This window comes from Streptomyces sp. NPDC058469, from assembly GCF_042721125.1.
GTDB lineage: Bacteria > Actinomycetota > Actinomycetes > Streptomycetales > Streptomycetaceae > Streptomyces.
Genome location: NZ_JBHXME010000093.1, coordinates 23,086 through 42,431 on the forward strand (window position 1 = coordinate 23,086; position 19,346 = coordinate 42,431).

Below are 19,346 nucleotides of genomic sequence, written 5' to 3' on the forward strand. Positions count from 1 at the left end.
ATCAGTGCAGGTCACGAACCTTGGCTAGTGCCGACTAGCAATCTTGGTCACAAGGGGCGGTCGGGTGGTTCAGAGGCTGCCGGGGCGGACCAGGCCCGTTCTCTTGACGCCGCTCAGGATGGGGGTGACCTCGATCGTGGAGATGTGGGTGAGGGCTCCGATCGTGTCGCTCAGGAAGTGGTAGAGCGCGTTGAGGTCGGCGGCGGCGACGGCCACGAGGAGGTTGGCCGAGCCGGTGGTGGCGGAGGCGAAGCGGACCTGGGGGTGGCGGCTGAGTTCCCGGCCCGTTTCCTCCAGGCCGCCTGGGGCGACCGTGATCCACAGCAGTGCCTCGGTACGGATGCCAAGCCGGGCCAGGTCGACCTCCGTCGCGAGTCTGACGACCTGGTCGCCGGTCAGTGCCTCCAGTCGGCGGCGGGCGGTGAGGGCGGTGGTGTCGGCGCGGCGGGTGAGGTCGGCGTAGGAGGCTCGTCCGTCCTCGACCAGGGTTGTGATCAGCGCGTGGTCGAGGGGCTGGAGGGCTGGGCGGGGGGCCGGGGCGGTGGCGGCCGGGGCGGAGGTGTCCGGCCTCCCTGAACTGTTCGGCTTCAGGTTGTCCGGGCGTGGGCTGTCCGGTCGTAGGCTCGTCAGTTCGGTTTCCGTCAGTAGGCCGCCGCTCCAGTCGAAGGCCGCCGGGAAGACGCGTAGGAGGATGTGCGAGGTCCACGACTGGACCGCGGGGGTGGCCGGGAGGTCGCGCAGCAGCAGGGAGTTGCGTGCGTCCGGGCCGTCCAGGAACAGGATCGTGCAGATCTCGTCGCCGCCTCCGAGGATGTCCACCCAGATGGTGTCGGGGCGGCGGGCCAGGGTGGCGGCGATGGCGCTGATCTGGTTGGGGCGGCAGCGGATGCGCAGGGCCAGCGGGATCAGGTCGGGGAACCACACCGGGTTGCGTACGGCGGTGGCGCGCAGCGTCTTGTCGTGGAACAGCGGTGCCGCGCGACGCACCACGGTGCGTTCCGAGATGCCCAGGACGCGGCCGACCGTGCGCCACGAGGCCCGTGGGGAAGCCAGCATCGCGGCGGCGATCCGGCGGTCCGTCTCGTTCAAGGCGTGGCTTGCTTTCGCCATATCTGCCCGGTCCTCTGTCCTTCTTTCCGGCTTCTGTTTCCTCGTTCTGGCTCGGATCGATGCTCGCAGCTAGAAACGGTTCAGAGCAACCGACGGAGAGAGGGTGAGCACGATGGTGAGTGTCGCGGAGACGGATCGCGGTCGGGTCAGGGGGGTCGCGCAGGGCGGCGTGGTCTCCTTCCGGGGGATTCCCTATGCCGCTTCGCCTGTTGGTGAGTTGCGGTTCGCGCCGCCTCAACCGCACGTGGGGTGGACCGGAGTGCGGGAGGCCGCGCAGGCCGGGCCGGCTGTTCCGCAGGGGGCCTCCCGGCTGGAACGGGTGATGGGGGTCCGCGTGCCGGACTGGGACGAGGACGGCAGTCTGACCGTCAACGTGCATGCTCCGGCAGGGGCGTTCGAGGGCGGTGCGGCCCGGCCGGTTCTGGTGTGGTGGCACGGGGGCGGCTTCACCAGTGGTTCCGGCGGCTGGGACTGGTACGACGGCGGGCGGCTCGCCGCGCTCGGCGACATCGTGGTGGTCACCGCCAACTACCGGGTGGGGCCCCTGGGTTACCTGTATCTGCCGGAGATCGGCACCGCCAACCTCGGCGCTCAGGACCAGGCCGCCGTGCTGGCCTGGGTGCGGGACAACATCGCCTCCTTCGGCGGCGATCCGCGCGAGGTGACGGTCGGCGGGCAGTCGGCCGGAGCGTATTCGTCGCTGGCGCTGGCGCTCGATCCGCGGACGTCGGGACTTGTGAACCGGGTGCTGCTGGAGAGTGGTCCGTTCGGGCTGCCGCCGCAGGACCCGCGGCACGCGGCCGAGAACGCCGAAGCGTATCTACGGCTGCTCGGTGTGCCGGGGGGAGCGGACGTGGCAACTGCCCTGCGTGCGCTGCCGGTTGAGCAACTGCTGTCCGCCTATGGTCAGCTCGCGGGGCAGCTCGCGCGTCCGGGCAACGCCGCTCCGCCCATGTATCCGGTGCTCGGCGGGCCCGGTGTTCCCCGCGATCTGCATCGGGGGCTCGTGGGCGGTGGGCTGGAGGGCAAGTCGCTGCTGATCGGTACCGCCCGGGACGAGGCGACGGCCTTCACCGCCTTCGACCCGCGCATCCAGAACCTCACCACCGACGGTGCGTTGGACCTCCTGACCGGCCAACTGGGCAAAGGGGCGCATGAGTTCTACCAGCGGTGTGCCGCCCGGTTTGAAGAGCCCACCGCTGCAAGGGTGTTCACCGCACTGCAGACTGATGGGCTGTTCCGGGACGGGTCGTTGCGAATCGCCGACCATCACGCTGCGGGCGGCAACACTACCTACGTCTACGAGTTCGACTACCGGCCGGCTGAGGACCCGTATGCCCTGGGAGCCACCCACTGCGGTGAACTTCCCTTCCTTTTCGGCACGTTCGACGCCTATCCGGACAGTCCGATGCTGGGTCGGGCCACCGATGCCGTACGGGAGCTGGGGCGCACCTTCGCTACCGCGGTCGCCGAGTTCGTCACGAGTGGGTCGGTGCATGACTGGTTGCCGTACACGCCTGCGACGGCCGCTCGCATTCGGCACTTCGGCTGAGGCGGGAGCCTTGGCTCGGTCTACTTCGTTCAGTCCACTTTGTCGGGGGTGGCTCTGTTCCGGCAGGGCGGGCGCCCGTTGGAATGGGAGCGGGGCCCGCTCCGCTTCCGCCGACCGGTGGGGCGTACGGAATCTGCTGCAGCCGTTTGGAAGGGGCTTGATGACCTTGCCGCGTACCCGTTCGTTCGTGCAGGTCGACGTGTTTTCCACCAGCCCTTATTCCGGCAATCCGGTCGCGGTCGTCCTGGACGGGACGGAGCTGAGCGATGAGGAGATGCAGCGGCTGGCGCGGTGGACGAATCTGTCCGAGACGACGTTCGTGCTGCCGCCCACTGTCCCGGAGGCGGATTACCGGGTGCGGATCTTCACTCCGCAGGGGGAGTTGCCGTTCGCCGGGCATCCCACGCTCGGGTCCGCGCGTGCCTGGCTGGACGGGGGTGGCACACCGCGGGACGCCGAACGCATCGTGCAGGAGTGCGCCGTAGGACTGGTCGCCGTGCGGCGGGGTGAGGGCACGCTGGCCTTCGCCGCTCCGCCTCGGGTGCGTGAGGGGGCGCTCGACGAGGATCAACTGCTGCGGATCGTGGGCGCGTTCGGGATCTCGCGTGATCGGGTCGTGGCGCATCAGTGGGTCGACAACGGGCCCGGGTGGGCCGTGGTGCAGTTGGCCACGGCCGAGGAGGTTCTCGCCCTCGAACCTGATTTCTCGCTCATGCCGGACGCGATGGTCGGTGCGATCGGGGCCTGTTCCGAGGGGTCCCAGCACGCGTTCGAGATGCGTACCTTCGCTCCCGGTGCGGGTGTGTCCGAGGATCCTGCGTGCGGGAGCATGAACGCCGCCGTGGGGCAGTGGCTCACCTCGACCGGCGGTGCGCCTTCGTCCTACCGGGTCTCGCAGGGCACGCGGCTGGGGCGGGCCGCGAGTATCGAGATCACCGCCGATGCGGACGGCGCTGTCTGGGTCAGCGGTGCTGCCGTCGTGTGCATTCGCGGCACCATCACGCTCTGATCGTCACTCTCCGACCGTCATGTGGTGTTGGTGTCGGTGTCGGCGGTGAGTGTCTTCATGGTGACGTAGCTGGTCACCGTGGCCACGCCGGGGAGGGTGGCCAGCTGGTTGGCGTGGAAGTCCTCGTAGGCGGGCAGGTCGGCCACCTCGACCTGGAGCAGATAGTCGAAGTTGCCGGTGATGTGGTGGCAGGCGACCACCTCCGGCAGCCGGGTGACCCCGCGCTCGAAGGCGACCACGTCCGCGCGGGTGTGCCGCATCAGCCGTACGCCCGCGAAGACCCGCAGACTGCGGCCGATCGCGGCGGGATCGATCAGCGCGCGGTAGCCCCGGATGACTCCGGCCTCCTCCAGTTGGCGCACGCGCCGCAGGCAGGGGGACGGGGAGAGCCCGACCCGGGCGGCGAGCTCGCTGTTGCTGATGCGGCCGTGCGTTTCGAGTACGGCCAGAATCGATCGGTCCACCTCGTCCATGGCGGCAGATTATTGCGCGCTGGGGTCACCTACCACAATCGTGCGCCTGTACGCGGCGCAATGTGCTGCCAAAGTTGCCGAGATCCGGGCACATCGGGCTGCCGGTCGGTCACGCTTCATGGAGTCAGACCTCATGGAGTCACACCGACGGTCCAGGTCAATGGAAGGGCAGCCATGCCGGGCAAGAGCACCATCACCGTTCACGCCGATCGCGATGTCCATCCCAGCCGTGCCGTCGCGCCGCCCATCTACCAGACGGCGGCGTTCTCGGCCGAGGACGCGGAGACGTTCGCGAGGGGGGCCGTAGACCCGCGGGGCAAGGACTTCTACACGCGCTTCGGCAACCCGAACCACGCCCAAGTCGCCGCCGTCGTCGCCGAGTTGGAGAACACCGAGGCGGCCATGGTCACGGCGTCCGGGATGGCCGCGCTCACCACGGCCGTGCTGGCGCTGGTGTCCGCCGGTGACCATGTCATCGGGCAGCGGTCCACCTACGGGGGTACGGCGTCGGTGCTGCTGAACCTGCTGCCGCGGTTCGGTGTGACGACCACGCTGGTGGACCAGACCGACCCGGAGGCGTTCGCGAGGGCGCTGACCCCGCAGACCCGGCTGATCCTGGTGGAGACCCCGAGCAATCCGTTGCTGCAGATCACCGACCTGCGGGCCGTAGCGGATCTGGCTCGCGCGCACGGCGTGCCGACCATGGCGGACAACACCTTCGCCACCCCTCTGAATCAGCGGCCCGTGGACTTCGGCATCGATCTGGTGTGGCACAGCGCGACCAAGTATCTGAACGGCCACTCGGACGTCTCCGCGGGAGTGCTGGCCGGGCCCGCCGAGATCCTCGACCGAATATGGGACGTCGGGCTCCTCACCGGCGCCACGCTCGGCCCGATCGACGCGTGGCTGCTGCTGCGGGGCATGCGCACCCTGCCGTTGCGGGTGCCGCGCCACAACGCCAACGGCCTTGCCCTCGCGGAGGTGTTGAGCTCGCATCCGGCGGTGACGAAGGTGCACTATCCCGGGCTGGCGACGCACCCGCAGCACAAGGTGGCCGTGGACCAGATGAGTGGATTCGGTGGGGTGCTCGGTATCGAGTTCGCCGGTGGGTTCGAGATGGCCGACGCGTTTCTCGGGCGGCTGCGTTACCCGCGCCGGTCGGCCAGCCTCGGTGGCGTGGAGTCGCTGGCGGTGCATCCGGCGTCCATGTGGCGCGGGATGCTCAGCGACGAACAGCTCGCGGAATCCGTTCCGTTGGGGCTGGTCCGGCTGGCGGCGGGCACGGAGGACACGGCGGATCTCGTCGCGGACGCGGTTGCCGCGGCCGACGCGGTGCTGGCCGAAGCCGCGACCACCTGAATGACCAACCGCTCGCGAACGGCCTTTTCGCGAGCTGGAGTTCGGCCGCGTCCTCACCGGCCAGGGCCGCCGCTGGTTCACCTGACCGCGCGGCCGAACCTTTGGCACCCCCCACTACTGCCGAACCTCTGGCACCCCCCACTACTAAGGAGTTCCTCCGATGAAGACCCTGCTCACCGGCGGCACCGTCGTCAGCATGGACCCGGCTGTCGGCGATCTCGAGCGCGGTGACGTGCTGATCGAGGACGGTGTGATCGTCGAGGTGGCCGAGCGCGTCGACGCGCCGGACGCCGAGGTGATCGACGCGACCGACCGGATCGTCATGCCCGGCTTCGTCGACAACCACCGTCACTCCTGGCAGACCGCGTTCCGGGGCGTCGGCGCGGACTGGACGTTCCCCGAGTGGGCGCTGGCCATGCACGGCACGGTCAAACCCCACTACCGGCCCGAGGACGTCTACGCCGGCACCCTGCTCGGCCGCCTGGAGGCGCTGCACTCCGGCGTGACCACGATGCTGGACTGGTACCACGTCGCGCAGAGCCACGCGCACGAGGACGCCGCCGTCGCCGCGCTGCGGGACGCGCCGGGACGGTCGATCTTCTGCCTCGGCGCCGGCTGGGGCACCGCCGACTCCGTCGACGCCGACATCCGCCGCGTCCGCTCCGACCTGACCGGCGACGGCCTGGTCACCATGGCGTTCGGCCTGCGCGGACCCGACGACACCGGGATGGACACCGTCGCCCGGGAACTGAAACTGGCCGCCGAACTCGGCCTGCGCACCAGCCTGCACATCGAATCCAGCGGGACGGTCTCCGATCTGCGCGAGCACGGTCTGCTGCGGGACACCACCACGTTCGTGCACGCCAACGGGATCAGTGACGAAGAGCTGCGGATGCTCGCCGACGCGGGCAGTTCGCTGTCGATCAGTCCGGACGTCGAGCTGAAGATGGGGTTCGGATCGCCCATCACCGGCCGGGCGTTGGCCGCCGGTCTGCGCCCGACGCTGTCCATCGACGACGTCCCGTCGGTCGGCGGTGACATGTTCTCCACGATGCGTACGGCCTTCGCCGTGCAGCGAGGATTGGACGGCGGGCTGCTCTCCCGGGACCTGCTGGAGTTCGCCACCGTCGACGCCGCCCGGTCCTGCGGGCTCGACACCCGCACCGGCAGCATCACGCCCGGCAAGGACGCCGACCTCATCCTTCTCCGCGCCGACGACCTGACGGTGTTCCCCGTCACCGACCCGGTCGCCACCGTCGTCAGCGCCGGTCACCCCGGCCTGGTGGACACCGTCCTCGTCGCCGGCCAAGTGGTCAAACGCGACGGCGTGTTGGTGGGCGTGGACCTGCCGGCGCTTCGGACCCGACTGCTCGCGTCCCGCGACCGGATCGCGGCCGCCGCGGGCATCCCGCTCGACGGCACGTGGAGTCCGCGGCCGGAAGCGGCGTAGAAGCACTTGGCCGTACCCGTCGGAACGGCGGCCGGAGGGCGCCACGCGAAGGTGCGCGGTGCCCTCGTGCCCGGTGCCACCCGTCAATCCCGGTCGCATGACGGCCAGTTCGGTTCGGCTACGCCGACGCCGGCACGGTCGACAGCGAGTCGGTGAAGGCGCGGGCCCGTCGGGTGATCTCGGCCCAGTCGCCCGCGGCCACGACGGCGGGCGGTACGACCTCCGAACCGGCGCACACCGCGCGCGCCCCGGCCGCGAGGAAACCGGCCGCGTTCTCCGCGTTGACGCCGCCCGACGCCACCAGCGGTACGTCCGGGAAGGGGCCGGCCAGGTCACGGAAGTGCCGGGGGCCGAAGGCGCGCGCCGGGAAGATCTTCACCGCGTCCACGCCGAGGTCGAGCGCCAGTCCGACCTCCGTCGGGGAGAGGGCGCCCATGACGACCGGTACCCCGGCCGCCGCTGCCGCCTCCGCGACGCCGGGGCGGCAGCCGGGGGTGACGAGGTACTGGGCTCCAGCCTCGATCAGTTCCTCGGCCTGCCCGGCGGTCATCACCGTGCCCGCGCCGACACCGTCCTGCCCGTCGGACACCGCGCGGCGCAGATGCGCGGCGAGTCCGGGAGTGGTGCGGGTGAACTCGATCCAGCGGATGCCACCCGCCCGCAACGCCTCGCACAGCGCCGCGGCGTCGGGTATCTCCGGTGCCCGGACCACGGCGATCACACGGTCCTTCGCCAGCCGGGTGAGGAAGTCGGTGGTCATGGGCGGGGCGCTCCTTCGGTCGGTGGAGGGGGTGGCGGGCGGCTTCGGCCGATTCAGGGCGGTGCCGTCCGGGGTGGAGTGGGTGCCGGTGGTGGGTGTGGTCGCGTCGGCCGGTTCGCCGGGGTGTTGTCGTTCCGGGGGAGGGTGAGGTTGTTCTGCGTGTGCGGCGGTTGGTCGTGGTCGGGCCGATGCGTGGCGGTGCGTGCTGGGCTGGGCGGCGTGGGCCGGGGCGGGGTGGAGGCCGGTGGTGGGTGTGGTCGCGTCGGCCGGTTCGCTCGGGTGTTGTTCCGAGGGAGGGGGAGGCCGTTTTCCGTGTGCGGCGGTCCGTCGTTGCCGGTCGGGCTGCGGCGGGCCCGTTCATCACGGAGCCGTCCTGTACCGGGCGGGCGGTGTTGCCCAGGACCAGGCGGTGCCCGGCCGTGGCTGGACGTGGTCGCCGCGGGCCGATTCGTCACCGTGCCGTCCCGTACCGGCGGCATCGTCCAGAGCGGGCCGGCGACCGGCCACGGGTGAGCGCCGTCGCATCCGCTGGTTCATCCCGTCGCACCCGTGCACCAGCCCGCGTCGTCCAGAGCGAGCCGGCGGTCGATCTCCGTGCGCGGGGGCATGCGGGGGACGTCGTCCCTCGTTCGCAGCGCCGCGGAGGCCGCCGTGTGGCCGAGCCGCAGGCGGGACCGTTCGTCGCGGTTGTCCAGTACCGCGGAGAGGTAGCCGGCGGCGAAGGCGTCGCCCGCGCCGACCGGCTCGACCACCTGGGTGGGCAGTGCGGGGACGAACGTACGGGTGCCGTCGGCGTACGAGGTCGCTCCGTGCTCGGCGTCCTTGACCACGACCAGCGGCGCCGGAGCGAGCAACTCCCCTATGTCGTCCGGGCGGGCGGTGCCCCACAGCGCCTCGGCCTCGTCCCGTCCGACGAAGACGATGTCGGCGGCGCGGGCGAGGGTGAGCAGGTTCTTCGCGGCGTCCGCGGTGCCGGAACGCCACAGCGCGGGGCGGTGGTTGACGTCGAAGGAGACGGTCGGTCCGCCGGACTCACCGGCCCCGTCGTCGAGCGCGCGGTCGACCAGGATCGCCTCCAGCAGCCCGGCGCAGCTGTCGGAGATCGCCGCGGCGACGCCCGACAGGTGCACGACGCGGGCTCGGCGCAGGGCGGGCAGCCGGGTCAGGTCCGGGCCCATCAGGGTGGCGGCCGATCCGCTCCGGTAGTAGTGGGTACGGGTGCCGCCCGGGGCCGGATCCTTGAAGTAGACGCCGGTCGGGCGGGCCGGGTCGGTCTCCACCCCCGTCACGTCCACGCCCCGCGCGGTGAGTTCGGCCAGGATGCGGCGCGCGAACGGATCGTCGCCCAGGCGGCTCAGCCATGCGACACGGTGACCGAGACCGGCCAGACCGCAGGCGACGTTGGACTCGGCACCGCCGACGGCCATCGTGAGCGTCGGCTGTTCGTCGAGCGGGCGGCTGTCCGGCGGGCTGAGGACGGCCATCGTCTCGCCGACGCACACGACATCGGCGGCGGCCTGCTCCGGTCGGTCGGCGCTGCGGGGCGGGGGCGGCAAGGGCACGGGAATCTCCTGGTTCTTGTTCTTCTGAAGGACGACCTGCAGGTCAGGTACCGGAGTTGGACGTACCGGAGTCGGACGTACCGAGGCCGGACGTGCCGGGTCCGGACGCACCGACGCCGGCCGCACCGGGCCCGGGCATACCGGCGTCAGCCGTACCGATGTGAGACGCCCCGGCGTCAGCCATACCGCCGCCCGCCGCACCCCCGCCCAGCCGCAGCATCACCTTGCTGCTCCCGCTCCCCGGGTCGGCCGCGACCACCAGCGCCTCCTCCGCCCGTTCCAACGGGAACCGGTGGGTGATCACCGGCGTCACGTCCAACCCGTCCCGCAGCGCGCGGAGCGCGTCGTCGATCTCCTCGACGAAGCGGTAGGAGCCGATCCAGGTGATCTCGCGGGTGACCAGGTCACCCAGGGCGGCGGAGACCGCCGTACCGGGGAGGTTGCCGACCTGGACGAGGGTGCCGCCGCGCGCGGTGGACCGTAGGACCGGGCCGAGCGCCGAGGGTGCGCCGGACGCCTCGAAGACGACCTCCACGTCCTCGGGCAGGGACTCGCCGCGCGAGATGTCACGCGTCTCGTCGGCGCCCATCGCGCGGGCGACGGCGAGGGAGGTGGCGGAGAGGTCGGCGGCGATGACGATGCCCGCCCCGGAGTGTTTCGCCGCGGCGACCACCAACGAGCCGATCGGACCTGCCCCGTTGACCAGGACCGTCCGCCCGCGCAGCGCCGGAACCCGGCCCACGGCGTGCAGGGCGACCGCCAACGGCTCGGCCAGGGCGCCCTGTTGGGTGTCGACGCCGTCCGGCAGCGGTCGGACCTGGGCCGCGGGGACCGTACGGTATTCGCTGAACCCGCCGTCCGTGTGCGGGTCGAAGGCCGCCGAGCCGAAGTAACGGACGCGCGGGTAGAGGTTGGTGCGTCCGGCGATCCGGTCCGGCAGGACGCCGTCGCCGACCAACCGCGCGGGGTGGACGGTGACTTGCTGTCCTTCGTCCAGGCCGGTGACGCCGTCGCCGAGTGCCGCGATCCGGCCCGCGACCTCATGGCCGAGGATCAGGGGGTGCGCCAGCGAGGCGGTGCCGGACGCGCCGTTCTTCCAGTAGGCGATGTCGGATCCGCAGATCCCGCCCCACTCCAGGGCGAGGAGCACCTCGCCCTCGGCCGGTACCGGGCGGGCCCGTTCGTCGATGCGTACGTCTCCGGGCCCGTGCACCACGACGGCCCTCATACGGCACGTACTCATACGGCGTCCTCCAGTCGGACCAGGTCGCGTCCGCGTGTCTCGGGTGCGAGGAACGCGCTGAGAAAGGTGATGAGCGAGTAGACGATGAGCATCACCGCGATGGGCCACCAGCTGCCGGTGACGGCGGTGAGCGAGGCCGCGAGGACCGGGCCGATCGCGGTGGTGAGGATGCCGCCGATCTCCTTGGCGAGCGCGAGCTGGGTGAACCGGGTGCGGGAGCCGAAGAGTTCGGCCATCGTCACGCTCTCCAGCGAGAACAGGCCGAGGACGCCGACGTTCAGGCCGAGCACCATGCCGAGCATCACCGCCGCCGAGGAGCCGGACGCGATGAGGAACATCACGGGGAAGGCGATGACTACGGTCAGCAGCGAGAACGCCATGTAGACCGGGCGGCGTCCGTAGCGGTCGCCGAGCAGGCCCACGGCCGGCACGGTGGCGAAGCCGAGCAGTGAGCCGTAGACGATCGCGTCCGTGGGGACGGACCGGCCGACGGCGAGGTTGGTGGCGATGTAGCCGACGAGGAACGTCTGGATCAGCCCGGAGTTGCCCGCTTGGCCGAGCCGCAGGCCCAGGGCGAGGAAGAACGCCCTGCCCTTGCGCTGGCGGATGCCCGCCGCGAGGACGCTGCTCTCGCCTTCGCCGGCCGTGACGATGGCCGACTCGACCTCGTCCCGTGCCAGCGCCACGCCGTCCACCACGTCGGGGCGTTCCTCGAAGACCGGGCTCTCCTTGAGGCCGCGCCGCAGCCAGACCGCGAAGAGCATGAGGGCGAAACTCAGCAGGAAGGGCAACCGCCAGCCCCAGGAGAGGAGTTGGTCCTCGCTGAGCACACCGAGGAGGATGGCCCACAGACCGGAGGCGGCGAGCGTCCCGGAGTTCGTGCCGAGCGACACCAGCGAGGCGATCAGGCCGCGCCTGCGCACGGGGGCGTACTCGGCGAGCAGCACGGTCGCCCCGGCGATCTCGGCACCGGCGCCGAAACCCTGCACCAGCCGCAGCAGGACCAGCAGGCTCGGCGCGAGGATGCCGATCGTGGCGTAGGTGGGCAGGGCGCCGATGAGGGTGGTGGACGCGCCCATCAGCAGGATCGTGATGACGAGGACCTTCTTGCGGCCGATCCGGTCGCCCATCCGCCCGAAGTAGACGGCACCGGCGAGCCGGGCGACGTAGCCGACGCCGTAGGTCGCCATCGCGGCGATCAGGCCGATGGCGGGGCTGACGTCCGGGAAGAAGATCTTGTTGAAGACGATCGCGGCGGCCAGTGAGTACAGCTGGAAGTCCATGAACTCCATGGCCGTGCCGAGCCAGCCCGAGACGGCGGCCCTGGTGAGATCGCGGGTGGTGCGTTGAGCGGGGCGGGTGGTCTCCGCGAGAGCGGTGCGGTCCTGCATCATGAACTCCGTTGTTCGTGTGCCGAGTTGAGCGCGCGGACGAGGCAGGGGGTTCGGAGCCGGGGGCTCAGATCTCGATGCGTCCGGCCTGAAGTGCGGGCAGCCGGTCGGCGATCGCGGCGGTGAGCCTGTCGTCGTCGGCCAGGTCCGTCGAGCCGAGGACGCGCAGCAGCGCGCGAACTGTCTCCACGGGGGCGGTGGTTCCGTCCCAGCAGGCGGCGAGGGTGTCGGCCGCCGGGTCGGTGGGTGCGTCCGTCTCGGTCCGCCGGGTGCTCAACACCCAGGCGGCGAGGGCGAGTTCGAGCACCGGCGTACTCGCGCCGCGGGCGCGCAGCGTGCGCAGGGCGGGCAGCCAGCGCTCCGTGATCTTCAGCGATCCGTCGGAGCCGATCTGCCGGAGCAGGTGGTGCATGGCGGGGTTGCGGAAACGTACGACGAGGTCGTCGGCGTAGGCCGACGGGTCGGGGCCGCCTGCCGGGAGGGTGGGGGCGACCTCCGCGCACAGCGCCCGGACGAGGCGCTCGCCCCAGTCGGCCGCCATGGCGTCGGCGATCGTGGTGCGGCCGGCGGCCGTGCCGAGGTAGGCGAGGGCGGAGTGGGAGCCGTTGAGCAGGCGCAGCTTGGTGAGCTGATACGGCGTCACATCCCTTGTGAACAGGGCACCGTCGAGCTCCCAGGGCGGCCGGGGCGCCGCGAAGGAGTCCTCCAGGACCCACTGCCGGTACGGCTCGGCCGTCACGGCGAGTTCGTCGCGGACCCCGAGAGCGGTCGCGGCGGCGAGCCGGTCGGCCTCGGTCACCGCGGGCACGATCCGGTCGACCACCGTCGCGGGGAAACGAACGGTCTCGTCGATCCGGTCCATGATCCGGACGCGGTCGGGCCAGTGGGACGCGGCGACGAATTCCCGTACGACCCGGCTCAACACGGCGCCGTTGTCAGCCATGTTGTCGCAGGACACGACGCTGATCGGTGCGCCGCCCGCCCGTGTCCGCGCCGCCAGTCCGGCGGCCAGGGTGCCGACCACGGTGGTGAACGGCCCGTCGGGGTCCGACACGAGGTCGGCGGCGACGGCGGCCGTGTCCAGGCCGCCCGTGGCCGCGAGACGGTGGTAGCCCTTCTCGGTCACGGTGAGCGTCACCACCGTCACCTCGGGATCGGCGAGCAGCGTGCTGACCGCCCTGGCATCCGGCCCCATGGCCAGAGCGTCGACCACCGAGCCCACGACCCGGGTGCGGGGGCCCTCCGGACGGCGCTCGGTGAGCGAGTACAGGCAGTCCTGGTCCCGCAGGGCGCGTACGGTCTCCGCCGACCGCGGAGCCACGGCGGTGATGCCCCAGGGCTCGCCGGACCGCGCGGCGGCGTTCTCGGTGTAGACCGCCTGGTGGGCGCGGTGGAAGGCGCCGAGGCCGAAGTGGACGATGCCGGGGCGGAGTTCGGCGGGGTCGACCGCGGGCCGGGCCTCCGGTACGAGGGGTGTCGTACGGCTCAGTCGTGCGCTCACCAGTCGTGCACCGACCCGTCGAGACGCCGCGCGACCGGGAGGTAGCGCTGCTGATAGGGGAAGCGCTCCGCCGCCTTCTCGTCGTACTCGACGCCCAGGCCCGCCTCCTCCGACGGATGGAGCATTCCGTCGGCGAACGTGACACCCGTGCGGAACACCTCGGCGGCCTCGTCGGGATGCCCCATGTGCTCCTGGATGCCGAAGTTCGGCACGCTGATGTCGAGGTGCACGGCCGCCGCCATGCTGACGGGGGAGAGGTCGGTCGCGCCGTGCGAACCGGTCCGTACCTGGTACAGCGCGGCGAGGTCGAAGATCCGCCGCAGGTGGGTGATGCCGCCCGCGTGGACGACGGTGGTGCGGACGTAGTCGATGAGCTGCTCGGTGATCAGGTGCTGGACGTCCCAGATCGAGTTCATCACCTCGCCGACGGCGATCGGGGTCGTGGTGTGCTGCCGGATGAGCCGGAACGCCTCCTGGTTCTCGGCCGGGGTCGGGTCCTCCATCCAGAACAGCCGGCACGCCTCGACGCTCTTGCCGAACCGGGCCGCCTCGATCGGCGTGAGCCGGTGATGGACGTCATGGAGCAGGTGGAAGCCGAACCCGAACCGCTCCCGGACGGCTTCCAGATAGGTGGGCGCGAACCCCAAGTAGGCCTCGGTGTCCCACGGTTGCTCGTCGGGCAGCTCGGTCGCGGCCGGTTCGTAGACCTTGCCCTTGCGGACGCCGTAGGTGCCGCCGACGTCGGGCACCGCGGCCTGCGCCCGGACCGCCTTGTAGCCCAGGTCCAGGTAGCGCTCGACATCGTCGAGGAGTGACGGTACGTCGGTGCCGCTGGCGTGCGAGTAGACCAGGACGCCGTCCCGGGACCGGCCGCCGAGCAGCTGGTAGACGGGCAGCCCCGCGGTCTTCCCCTTGATGTCCCAGAGCGCGGTGTCGACGGCCGCGATCGCCGTCATGGTGACCGGCCCGCGCCGCCAGTACGCGCCCCGGTAGAGGTACTGCCACATGTCCTCGATCCGGGCGGGGTCCTTGCCGATCAGCAGCGGTACCAGGTGATCGCGCAGATAGCTCGCCACGGCCAGTTCACGGCCGTTGAGCGTGGCGTCACCGAGGCCCGTCACACCGTCGTCCGTGGTGATGCGCAGCGTGACGAACGTGCGCCCGGGGGAGGCGACGAACACGTCGACGCGCTCGATCTTGCTCACGGGTGGCTCTCCTTCGGGGGGCGTGTCCAGGGGTGGCGCCGAGGGGTCGTGCTGTCGGTCGGCCAGTACTTGTATACAAGCATGTGTCGCGAAGTGGCAATGGGTGTGTCACCACGTTTTCACGTCCGCTCCCGTACCCCGGGCTCCGCAGCTCACCGGTGCCTGCCCACCGATACGATGGCCGCATGGCTCAATCGAACCGGGACCGCACGAGTCGGCGCGCGATCTATCTGAAACTCCGTCAGATGGTCCTGACCCTCGAACTCGCCCCGGGCGCCGCCCTGTCGGAGAACGAGCTCGCGGCGTCGCTCGGCGTGAGCCGGACCCCGGTGCGGGAGAGCCTGATCCTGCTGTCCCAGGAGGGTCTGGTGCAGGTCTTCCCGAAGATCGGGTCGTTCGTCTCCCGTGTGGACCCGGCGCAGGTCGCCGACGCGCAGTTCCTGCGGGAGGCCGTCGAACTCGCCTCGCTGGACGACCTGCCCGCGGAACTCGACCCCGAGGTCGACAGCGAACTCCGCGACAACCTGGCGCGCCAGCAGCGCGCGGATCTCGGCCTGGAGGAGTTCTTCGACCTGGACGAGGCGTTCCACCAGGGCCTGATGCGACTGAGCGGCCACGGCAACGTGTGGACCAACGTCGCCGCGGCCAAGGGTCACCTGGACCGGGCCCGGCGCCTCGGCCTCCACGAGAACGTGTCCCCGGCCGTCTTCGCCATCCAGCACCGCGAGATCTACGACGCGGTCGTCGCCGGCGACGTCCCCCTCGCCCGCGCCGCCATGCGCACCCATCTCCGGGCCGTCTTCAGCGACATCGAGCGCATCCGGGCCCACTCACCGGAACTGTTCGCCAGCGGGCCGTCGACGGTGCCGGTGCGGCGCAATGTGGTGGTGTGGGAGTAGTCCCCGTTCGATGGGTCCGCCCCGGCCCTTCAGGACAGGTCGCCCTCCAGGGCCGACGGATTCAGTGACGCCAGCAACTTGAGCAGCAGTGCGTGGGTCTGCTCCTGCTCCGCCGGTGTCAGTGCCTGAAGCGCCTCGGCGTGGGCCGTGTCCACCGTCTCCGCGGCCCGCGCCGCGAGCCGCACGCCGGCCTCCGTGACGTGCAGGCGCTGGGTGCGCCGGTCGCCGGGGGTGGTGCGCCGCTCCAGGAACCCCCGCTCGACCAGCCCGTTGACCGCCGTACCCATCGACTGCGGGGTGATCGCCGCCCTGCGTGCCGCGGTCGCGCTGGAGACGCCCGGGTCCAGGACGGCCTGCATCAGGGCCCGGTGCTGGGCGAGGGTCAGCTGGAGCGGGCGCAGGGCGCGCTCCATCCGGGCCGCCATGATCTGGCCGATCTGCCAGGCCACATAGCCGGTACGGCGGTCGGGATGGTTCACGGAGTGGACCTCTTCTGCGGGGCGCCTCGCAGCGCACTCGCCGGGCGCTTCTTGGTGGATACTTTTGTAAGGCAGCTGATTGTGATGTACAAATAATATCAGCTGCCTTCTAATCTAGGACCCTCCCGATGTCCCAGCATGTCGCCCCCCGAGTCACCGGCACCACTGGCGTCACCGGCACCACCGGCGCCCCACGCCAGCCGCACAAGCACGCCCTGGACGTGGCCCATCCGCCGCCCGGCCCCGGAAACCTGCGTGCCGTCCTGCTCCCCGTGGCGGTCGTGCTGCTGATCGGCGCCGTGTTCGTCAGCGTCTACCTCGCCGCCTTCCACGCCCCGAGCCCCCACCAACTCCGCGTCGGCACAACGGAGATAGGCACCGCGCAGGCCCACCTGAACCAGGACCTCGACCGCATCGCCCCGGGCGGCTTCACGGTCGAGACGTATCCCGACGAGTCCGCCGCCCGGAACGCCGTACAGGACAGGAAGGTCTACGCGGCCTACCTCGGCGACGGAAAACTGCTCTACGGCAGTGCGAACGGCGCCGCCGTCACCGCGACCGTGACCACCGCCTTCGGCTCCGTGGCGCACGCGGAGCAGCATGAACTCGCCGTCGAGGACGTGGCTCCGGCGGCAGCGGGGGACACCCGAGGTCTCTCCGTGTTCTACGCCGCCTTCGGCCTGGTCCTCGCGGGCTACCTCTTCGGTATGACGACCTACCAACTCGCCCCCCGCCTCCAATACCGCTGGCGGATGGCCAGCCTGGCCCTGTTCGGCATCGTCGGCGGTCTCCTGATCGCCTCCATCGCCGGAAGCACCGGCTTCGGCGCGTTGCCCGGCTCCTTCCTGCCGCTGGTCGTCGTGATCTCCCTGATGGGCGCCGCCGTCGCGGCCACGACCATGGTGCTGCTACGGCTGTTCGGCTCGGCCGGTGTCACCCTCGCCTCGATCCTCATGCTGATCCTCGGCAACAGCAGCAGCGGCGGCATCATGCCGGCGGCGTACCTGCCGGGCTGGCTGCGCCCGCTCTCCGAGATCCTGCCGGTGGGCGTCGGCGTCCGCGCGATGCAGGGCCTGTCCCGGTTCCAGAACGACGGCCTGTCCCGCGCCCTGGTGATCCTCCCGGTGTGGGTGCTCGGCGCCGCCCTCGTGCTCTTCCTGAAGGACGTGTACCGGCGCGGACCCCGGGCCGAGGCGCGGGAACCGGAGCCCGCGACCGGCTGACGCCGACGCGCCGCCGAAGGGGTCCGCCGCCCCCGCGGAGGCCCCAACTCCCTTGAAACGGGACGGACTACGCTCAAGGCCGTACGACGGACGGGACCGGGTCGCCGGTGCCACCACCGGAATCTCGGCTTCAGGGAGCCCGCCATGCCCACAGAGTTCGCCGCCAAGGTGTTCGCCCTGGTCGACGGGACCGACGCCGCCGGCTTCAGCCGGCTGTTCGCCCCGCAGGGCCGGATGCGCTTCGGGAACGGCGAGCCGATGAGCGGACCCGAGGAGATAGCAGCCGGAGTCGCCGGCTTCTTCGCCACCATCAAGGGGCTGCGCCACACGGTCGTCCGCGAGTGGTACGCCGGTTCCGACACCATCATCGAGGAGACGGTCGACTACTACCGGCTGGCCGGCGACACCGTCACCGTCCCCGCCGTCACCATGTGGCACGTCGACGAGACCGGCCTCATCGACGACTTCCGCGTCTACTTCGACCTCGCCCCGCTCTTCGCCTGAGCGTCTCTTCGCCTGATCGTCGGCGAGCGCGGCATCCTGGAGACCGTAGAGGATCTCCGGGAAAGGACCTTTCGATGGACCAGCAGGACGCGCGGGACACGCAGGACGACCGTTTCGACGTCGTCGTACTCGGCGCGGGCCCCGGCGGCTACGTCGCCGCCATCCGTGCCGCCCAACTCGGCAAGCGGGTCGCGGTGATCGAGGAGAAGTACTGGGGCGGCGTCTGTCTGAACGTGGGCTGCATCCCGACCAAGGCCCTGTTGCGCAACGCCGAGTTGGCGCACATCTTCACCCGCGAGGCGAAGACCTTCGGCATCAAGGTCGAGGGGGAGGTCTCCTTCGACTACGGCGAGGCGTTCCGCCGTAGCCGCCGGGTCGCGGACGGCCGGGTCAAGGGCGTCCACTATCTGATGAAGAAGAACAAGATCACGGAGATCGACGGCCGCGGCACGTTCCTCGACCCGCACACCCTCCAAGTGGCGGGCTACGACGGCGAGTCGCGCACGATCGGCTTCGAGCACTGCGTCATCGCGACCGGTGCCACGCCCAGGCTGCTGCCCGGCACCCGCCGCACCGCGCGCGTGGTGACCTACGAGGAGCAGATCCTCGCCGACGACCTGCCGCGGTCGATCGTGATCGCGGGCGCCGGCGCCATCGGCATCGAGTTCGCCTACGTCCTGCACAACTACGGTGTGAAGGTCACGATCGTCGAGTTCCTGGACCGTATGGCGCCCCTTGAGGACGTCGAGGTCTCCACCGAACTCGCCAAGCAGTACCGCAAGTTGGGCATCGACGTCCTCACCTCCACCCGCGTCGAGTCGATCGACGAGTCGGGCCCGCAGGTCCGCGTCACGGTCACCGGCAAGGACGGCGCCCAGCAGGTGCTGGAGGCCGACAAGGTGTTGCAGGCGATCGGCTTCGCCCCGAACGTCACCGGCTTCGGCCTGGAGAACACGGGCGTACGGCTGACCGAGCGTGGCGCGATCGACGTCGACGGCCGGTGCCGTACGTCCGTCCCGCACCTGTACGCCATCGGCGACGTCACCGCGAAGCTGATGCTCGCGCACGCCGCCGAGGCGATGGGCGTGATCGCCGCCGAGACCCTCTCCGACGCGGAGACGATGGAGCTGGACTACGCGATGATCCCGCGCGCCACCTACTGCCAGCCGCAGATCGCCAGCTTCGGCTACACCGAGGCGCAGGCACGGGAGTTGGGGCATGACGTCAAGGTCGCGAAGTTCCCGTTCACCGCGAACGGCAAGTCGCACGGCCTCGGCGACACCACCGGCTTCGTGAAGCTGATCAGCGACGCGAAGTACGGCGAACTCCTCGGCGGCCACCTCATCGGCCCCGACGTCACCGAACTCCTCCCCGAACTCACCCTCGCCCAGCAGTGGGACCTCACCGTCCACGAGGTCGCCCGCAACGTGCACGCCCACCCGACCCTGGGCGAGGCGGTGAAGGAAGCGGTGCACGGACTCGCGGGACACATGATCAACATGTGACGTCCCCCCAACTCGCCGTCTCCGCCTGCCGAGTCGCCCTTGGGGCCACCCTCCGATGGGCCCCTCGAACGTCTTTGCGCGCTCTTTACAACCCGCCCACCCGCTGCCTCGTCTCTCCGTT

Annotated in this window: 17 protein-coding genes; 8 read left to right on the forward strand and 9 right to left on the reverse strand. The window is 70.9% G+C overall.

Going from position 1 to position 19,346, the window contains the following annotated elements; translation table 11 throughout:
- Window positions 1-69: 69 nt before the first annotated feature.
- The gene (locus ACFWP5_RS32230; protein ID WP_384164455.1) at window positions 70-1,110 is read right to left on the reverse strand and encodes an Lrp/AsnC family transcriptional regulator; all 1,041 of its coding nucleotides are present in this window, start codon (window positions 1,108-1,110) and stop codon (window positions 70-72) included.
- Between the two features lie 112 nt (window positions 1,111-1,222).
- Here ACFWP5_RS32230 and ACFWP5_RS32235 point away from each other — a divergent pair, with 112 nt between their 5' ends.
- Together ACFWP5_RS32235 and ACFWP5_RS32240 are read left to right on the forward strand one after the other, a co-directional pair.
- Window positions 1,223-2,662, forward strand: coding sequence for a carboxylesterase/lipase family protein (locus tag ACFWP5_RS32235; protein WP_384164506.1), 1,440 nt, complete (start codon window positions 1,223-1,225; stop codon window positions 2,660-2,662).
- Between the two features lie 160 nt (window positions 2,663-2,822).
- A complete protein-coding gene (locus tag ACFWP5_RS32240) occupies window positions 2,823-3,671 on the forward strand; it encodes a PhzF family phenazine biosynthesis protein (protein ID WP_384164458.1) in 849 nt (282 codons plus the stop codon).
- 17 nt (window positions 3,672-3,688) lie between these two features.
- Here the strand turns inward: ACFWP5_RS32240 and ACFWP5_RS32245 are convergent, their stop codons facing one another.
- Entirely contained in the window at window positions 3,689-4,144 is a 456-nt protein-coding gene (locus ACFWP5_RS32245) for an Lrp/AsnC family transcriptional regulator (protein WP_384164461.1), read from the reverse strand.
- A gap of 174 nt (window positions 4,145-4,318) precedes the next feature.
- On the opposite strand from ACFWP5_RS32245, the gene ACFWP5_RS32250 reads away from it, so the two are divergent.
- Together ACFWP5_RS32250 and ACFWP5_RS32255 are read left to right on the forward strand one after the other, a co-directional pair.
- On the forward strand, window positions 4,319-5,503 hold the full coding sequence (locus tag ACFWP5_RS32250; RefSeq protein WP_384164464.1) for a trans-sulfuration enzyme family protein: 1,185 nt from the start codon (window positions 4,319-4,321) through the stop codon (window positions 5,501-5,503).
- Window positions 5,504-5,663: 160 nt separating this feature from the next.
- The gene (locus ACFWP5_RS32255; protein ID WP_384164467.1) at window positions 5,664-6,953 is read left to right on the forward strand and encodes an amidohydrolase family protein; all 1,290 of its coding nucleotides are present in this window, start codon (window positions 5,664-5,666) and stop codon (window positions 6,951-6,953) included.
- A 118-nt stretch (window positions 6,954-7,071) separates the two neighbouring features.
- On the opposite strand, the gene ACFWP5_RS32260 is transcribed toward ACFWP5_RS32255, so the two are convergent.
- The 6 genes from ACFWP5_RS32260 to manD all read right to left on the reverse strand — a co-directional run bounded on the left by ACFWP5_RS32260 (window position 7,072) and on the right by manD (window position 14,615).
- Entirely contained in the window at window positions 7,072-7,713 is a 642-nt protein-coding gene (locus tag ACFWP5_RS32260) for a bifunctional 4-hydroxy-2-oxoglutarate aldolase/2-dehydro-3-deoxy-phosphogluconate aldolase (protein WP_384164470.1), read from the reverse strand.
- Window positions 7,714-8,246: 533 nt separating this feature from the next.
- Window positions 8,247-9,275 (reverse strand): sugar kinase, encoded by a 1,029-nt coding sequence (locus ACFWP5_RS32265; RefSeq protein ID WP_384164473.1) that lies wholly within the window; start codon window positions 9,273-9,275, stop codon window positions 8,247-8,249.
- Window positions 9,276-9,318: 43 nt separating this feature from the next.
- On the reverse strand, window positions 9,319-10,518 hold the full coding sequence (locus ACFWP5_RS32270; protein WP_384164476.1) for an L-idonate 5-dehydrogenase: 1,200 nt from the start codon (window positions 10,516-10,518) through the stop codon (window positions 9,319-9,321).
- Window positions 10,515-11,912, reverse strand: a complete 1,398-nt coding sequence (locus ACFWP5_RS32275; RefSeq protein ID WP_384164479.1) for an MFS transporter — start codon at window positions 11,910-11,912, stop codon at window positions 10,515-10,517. Before ACFWP5_RS32275 ends, ACFWP5_RS32270 begins: the two co-directional genes overlap by 4 nt.
- A gap of 64 nt (window positions 11,913-11,976) precedes the next feature.
- Entirely contained in the window at window positions 11,977-13,410 is a 1,434-nt protein-coding gene (locus ACFWP5_RS32280) for a mannitol dehydrogenase family protein (RefSeq protein ID WP_384164482.1), read from the reverse strand.
- Window positions 13,407-14,615: a D-mannonate dehydratase ManD gene (gene manD / locus ACFWP5_RS32285; RefSeq protein WP_384164485.1), complete on the reverse strand. Its 1,209-nt coding sequence runs from the start codon at window positions 14,613-14,615 to the stop codon at window positions 13,407-13,409. The genes ACFWP5_RS32280 and manD overlap by 4 nt, the downstream gene beginning before the upstream one ends.
- A gap of 185 nt (window positions 14,616-14,800) precedes the next feature.
- Here manD and ACFWP5_RS32290 point away from each other — a divergent pair, with 185 nt between their 5' ends.
- Window positions 14,801-15,514 carry a GntR family transcriptional regulator gene (locus ACFWP5_RS32290; protein WP_384164488.1) on the forward strand — a complete coding sequence of 238 codons (714 nt, stop codon included), beginning with the start codon at window positions 14,801-14,803 and terminating at the stop codon, window positions 15,512-15,514.
- 29 nt (window positions 15,515-15,543) lie between these two features.
- On the opposite strand, the gene ACFWP5_RS32295 is transcribed toward ACFWP5_RS32290, so the two are convergent.
- The gene (locus ACFWP5_RS32295) at window positions 15,544-15,993 is read right to left on the reverse strand and encodes a MarR family winged helix-turn-helix transcriptional regulator (protein ID WP_384164491.1); all 450 of its coding nucleotides are present in this window, start codon (window positions 15,991-15,993) and stop codon (window positions 15,544-15,546) included.
- Window positions 15,994-16,121: 128 nt separating this feature from the next.
- Between ACFWP5_RS32295 and ACFWP5_RS32300 the strand changes: the two genes are divergently transcribed.
- From ACFWP5_RS32300 to lpdA, 3 genes are all read left to right on the forward strand, one after another.
- Entirely contained in the window at window positions 16,122-17,216 is a 1,095-nt protein-coding gene (locus ACFWP5_RS32300; RefSeq protein ID WP_384164494.1) for an ABC transporter permease, read from the forward strand.
- Window positions 17,217-17,360: 144 nt separating this feature from the next.
- The gene (locus ACFWP5_RS32305; protein ID WP_384164497.1) at window positions 17,361-17,720 is read left to right on the forward strand and encodes a nuclear transport factor 2 family protein; all 360 of its coding nucleotides are present in this window, start codon (window positions 17,361-17,363) and stop codon (window positions 17,718-17,720) included.
- Window positions 17,721-17,794: 74 nt separating this feature from the next.
- The gene (gene lpdA, locus ACFWP5_RS32310; protein ID WP_384164500.1) at window positions 17,795-19,225 is read left to right on the forward strand and encodes a dihydrolipoyl dehydrogenase; all 1,431 of its coding nucleotides are present in this window, start codon (window positions 17,795-17,797) and stop codon (window positions 19,223-19,225) included.
- The last annotated feature ends 121 nt before the right edge of the window (window positions 19,226-19,346 follow it).

What these genes read in the sequence shown, in the direction of transcription:
- ACFWP5_RS32305 (WP_384164497.1), top strand. Translation starts at nt 17,361, where the DNA reads ATGCCCACAGAGTTCGCCGCCAAGGTGTTCGCCCTGGTCGACGGGACC.
- ACFWP5_RS32270 (WP_384164476.1), bottom strand. Translation starts at nt 10,518, where the DNA reads ATGAGTACGTGCCGTATGAGGGCCGTCGTGGTGCACGGGCCCGGAGAC.
- ACFWP5_RS32300 (WP_384164494.1), top strand. Translation starts at nt 16,122, where the DNA reads ATGTCCCAGCATGTCGCCCCCCGAGTCACCGGCACCACTGGCGTCACC.
- ACFWP5_RS32230 (WP_384164455.1), bottom strand. Translation starts at nt 1,110, where the DNA reads ATGGCGAAAGCAAGCCACGCCTTGAACGAGACGGACCGCCGGATCGCC.
- ACFWP5_RS32290 (WP_384164488.1), top strand. Translation starts at nt 14,801, where the DNA reads ATGGCTCAATCGAACCGGGACCGCACGAGTCGGCGCGCGATCTATCTG.
- ACFWP5_RS32255 (WP_384164467.1), top strand. Translation starts at nt 5,664, where the DNA reads ATGAAGACCCTGCTCACCGGCGGCACCGTCGTCAGCATGGACCCGGCT.
- ACFWP5_RS32250 (WP_384164464.1), top strand. Translation starts at nt 4,319, where the DNA reads ATGCCGGGCAAGAGCACCATCACCGTTCACGCCGATCGCGATGTCCAT.
- ACFWP5_RS32240 (WP_384164458.1), top strand. Translation starts at nt 2,823, where the DNA reads ATGACCTTGCCGCGTACCCGTTCGTTCGTGCAGGTCGACGTGTTTTCC.
- lpdA (WP_384164500.1), top strand. Translation starts at nt 17,795, where the DNA reads ATGGACCAGCAGGACGCGCGGGACACGCAGGACGACCGTTTCGACGTC.
- ACFWP5_RS32260 (WP_384164470.1), bottom strand. Translation starts at nt 7,713, where the DNA reads ATGACCACCGACTTCCTCACCCGGCTGGCGAAGGACCGTGTGATCGCC.
- ACFWP5_RS32275 (WP_384164479.1), bottom strand. Translation starts at nt 11,912, where the DNA reads ATGATGCAGGACCGCACCGCTCTCGCGGAGACCACCCGCCCCGCTCAA.
- ACFWP5_RS32235 (WP_384164506.1), top strand. Translation starts at nt 1,223, where the DNA reads ATGGTGAGTGTCGCGGAGACGGATCGCGGTCGGGTCAGGGGGGTCGCG.
- ACFWP5_RS32245 (WP_384164461.1), bottom strand. Translation starts at nt 4,144, where the DNA reads ATGGACGAGGTGGACCGATCGATTCTGGCCGTACTCGAAACGCACGGC.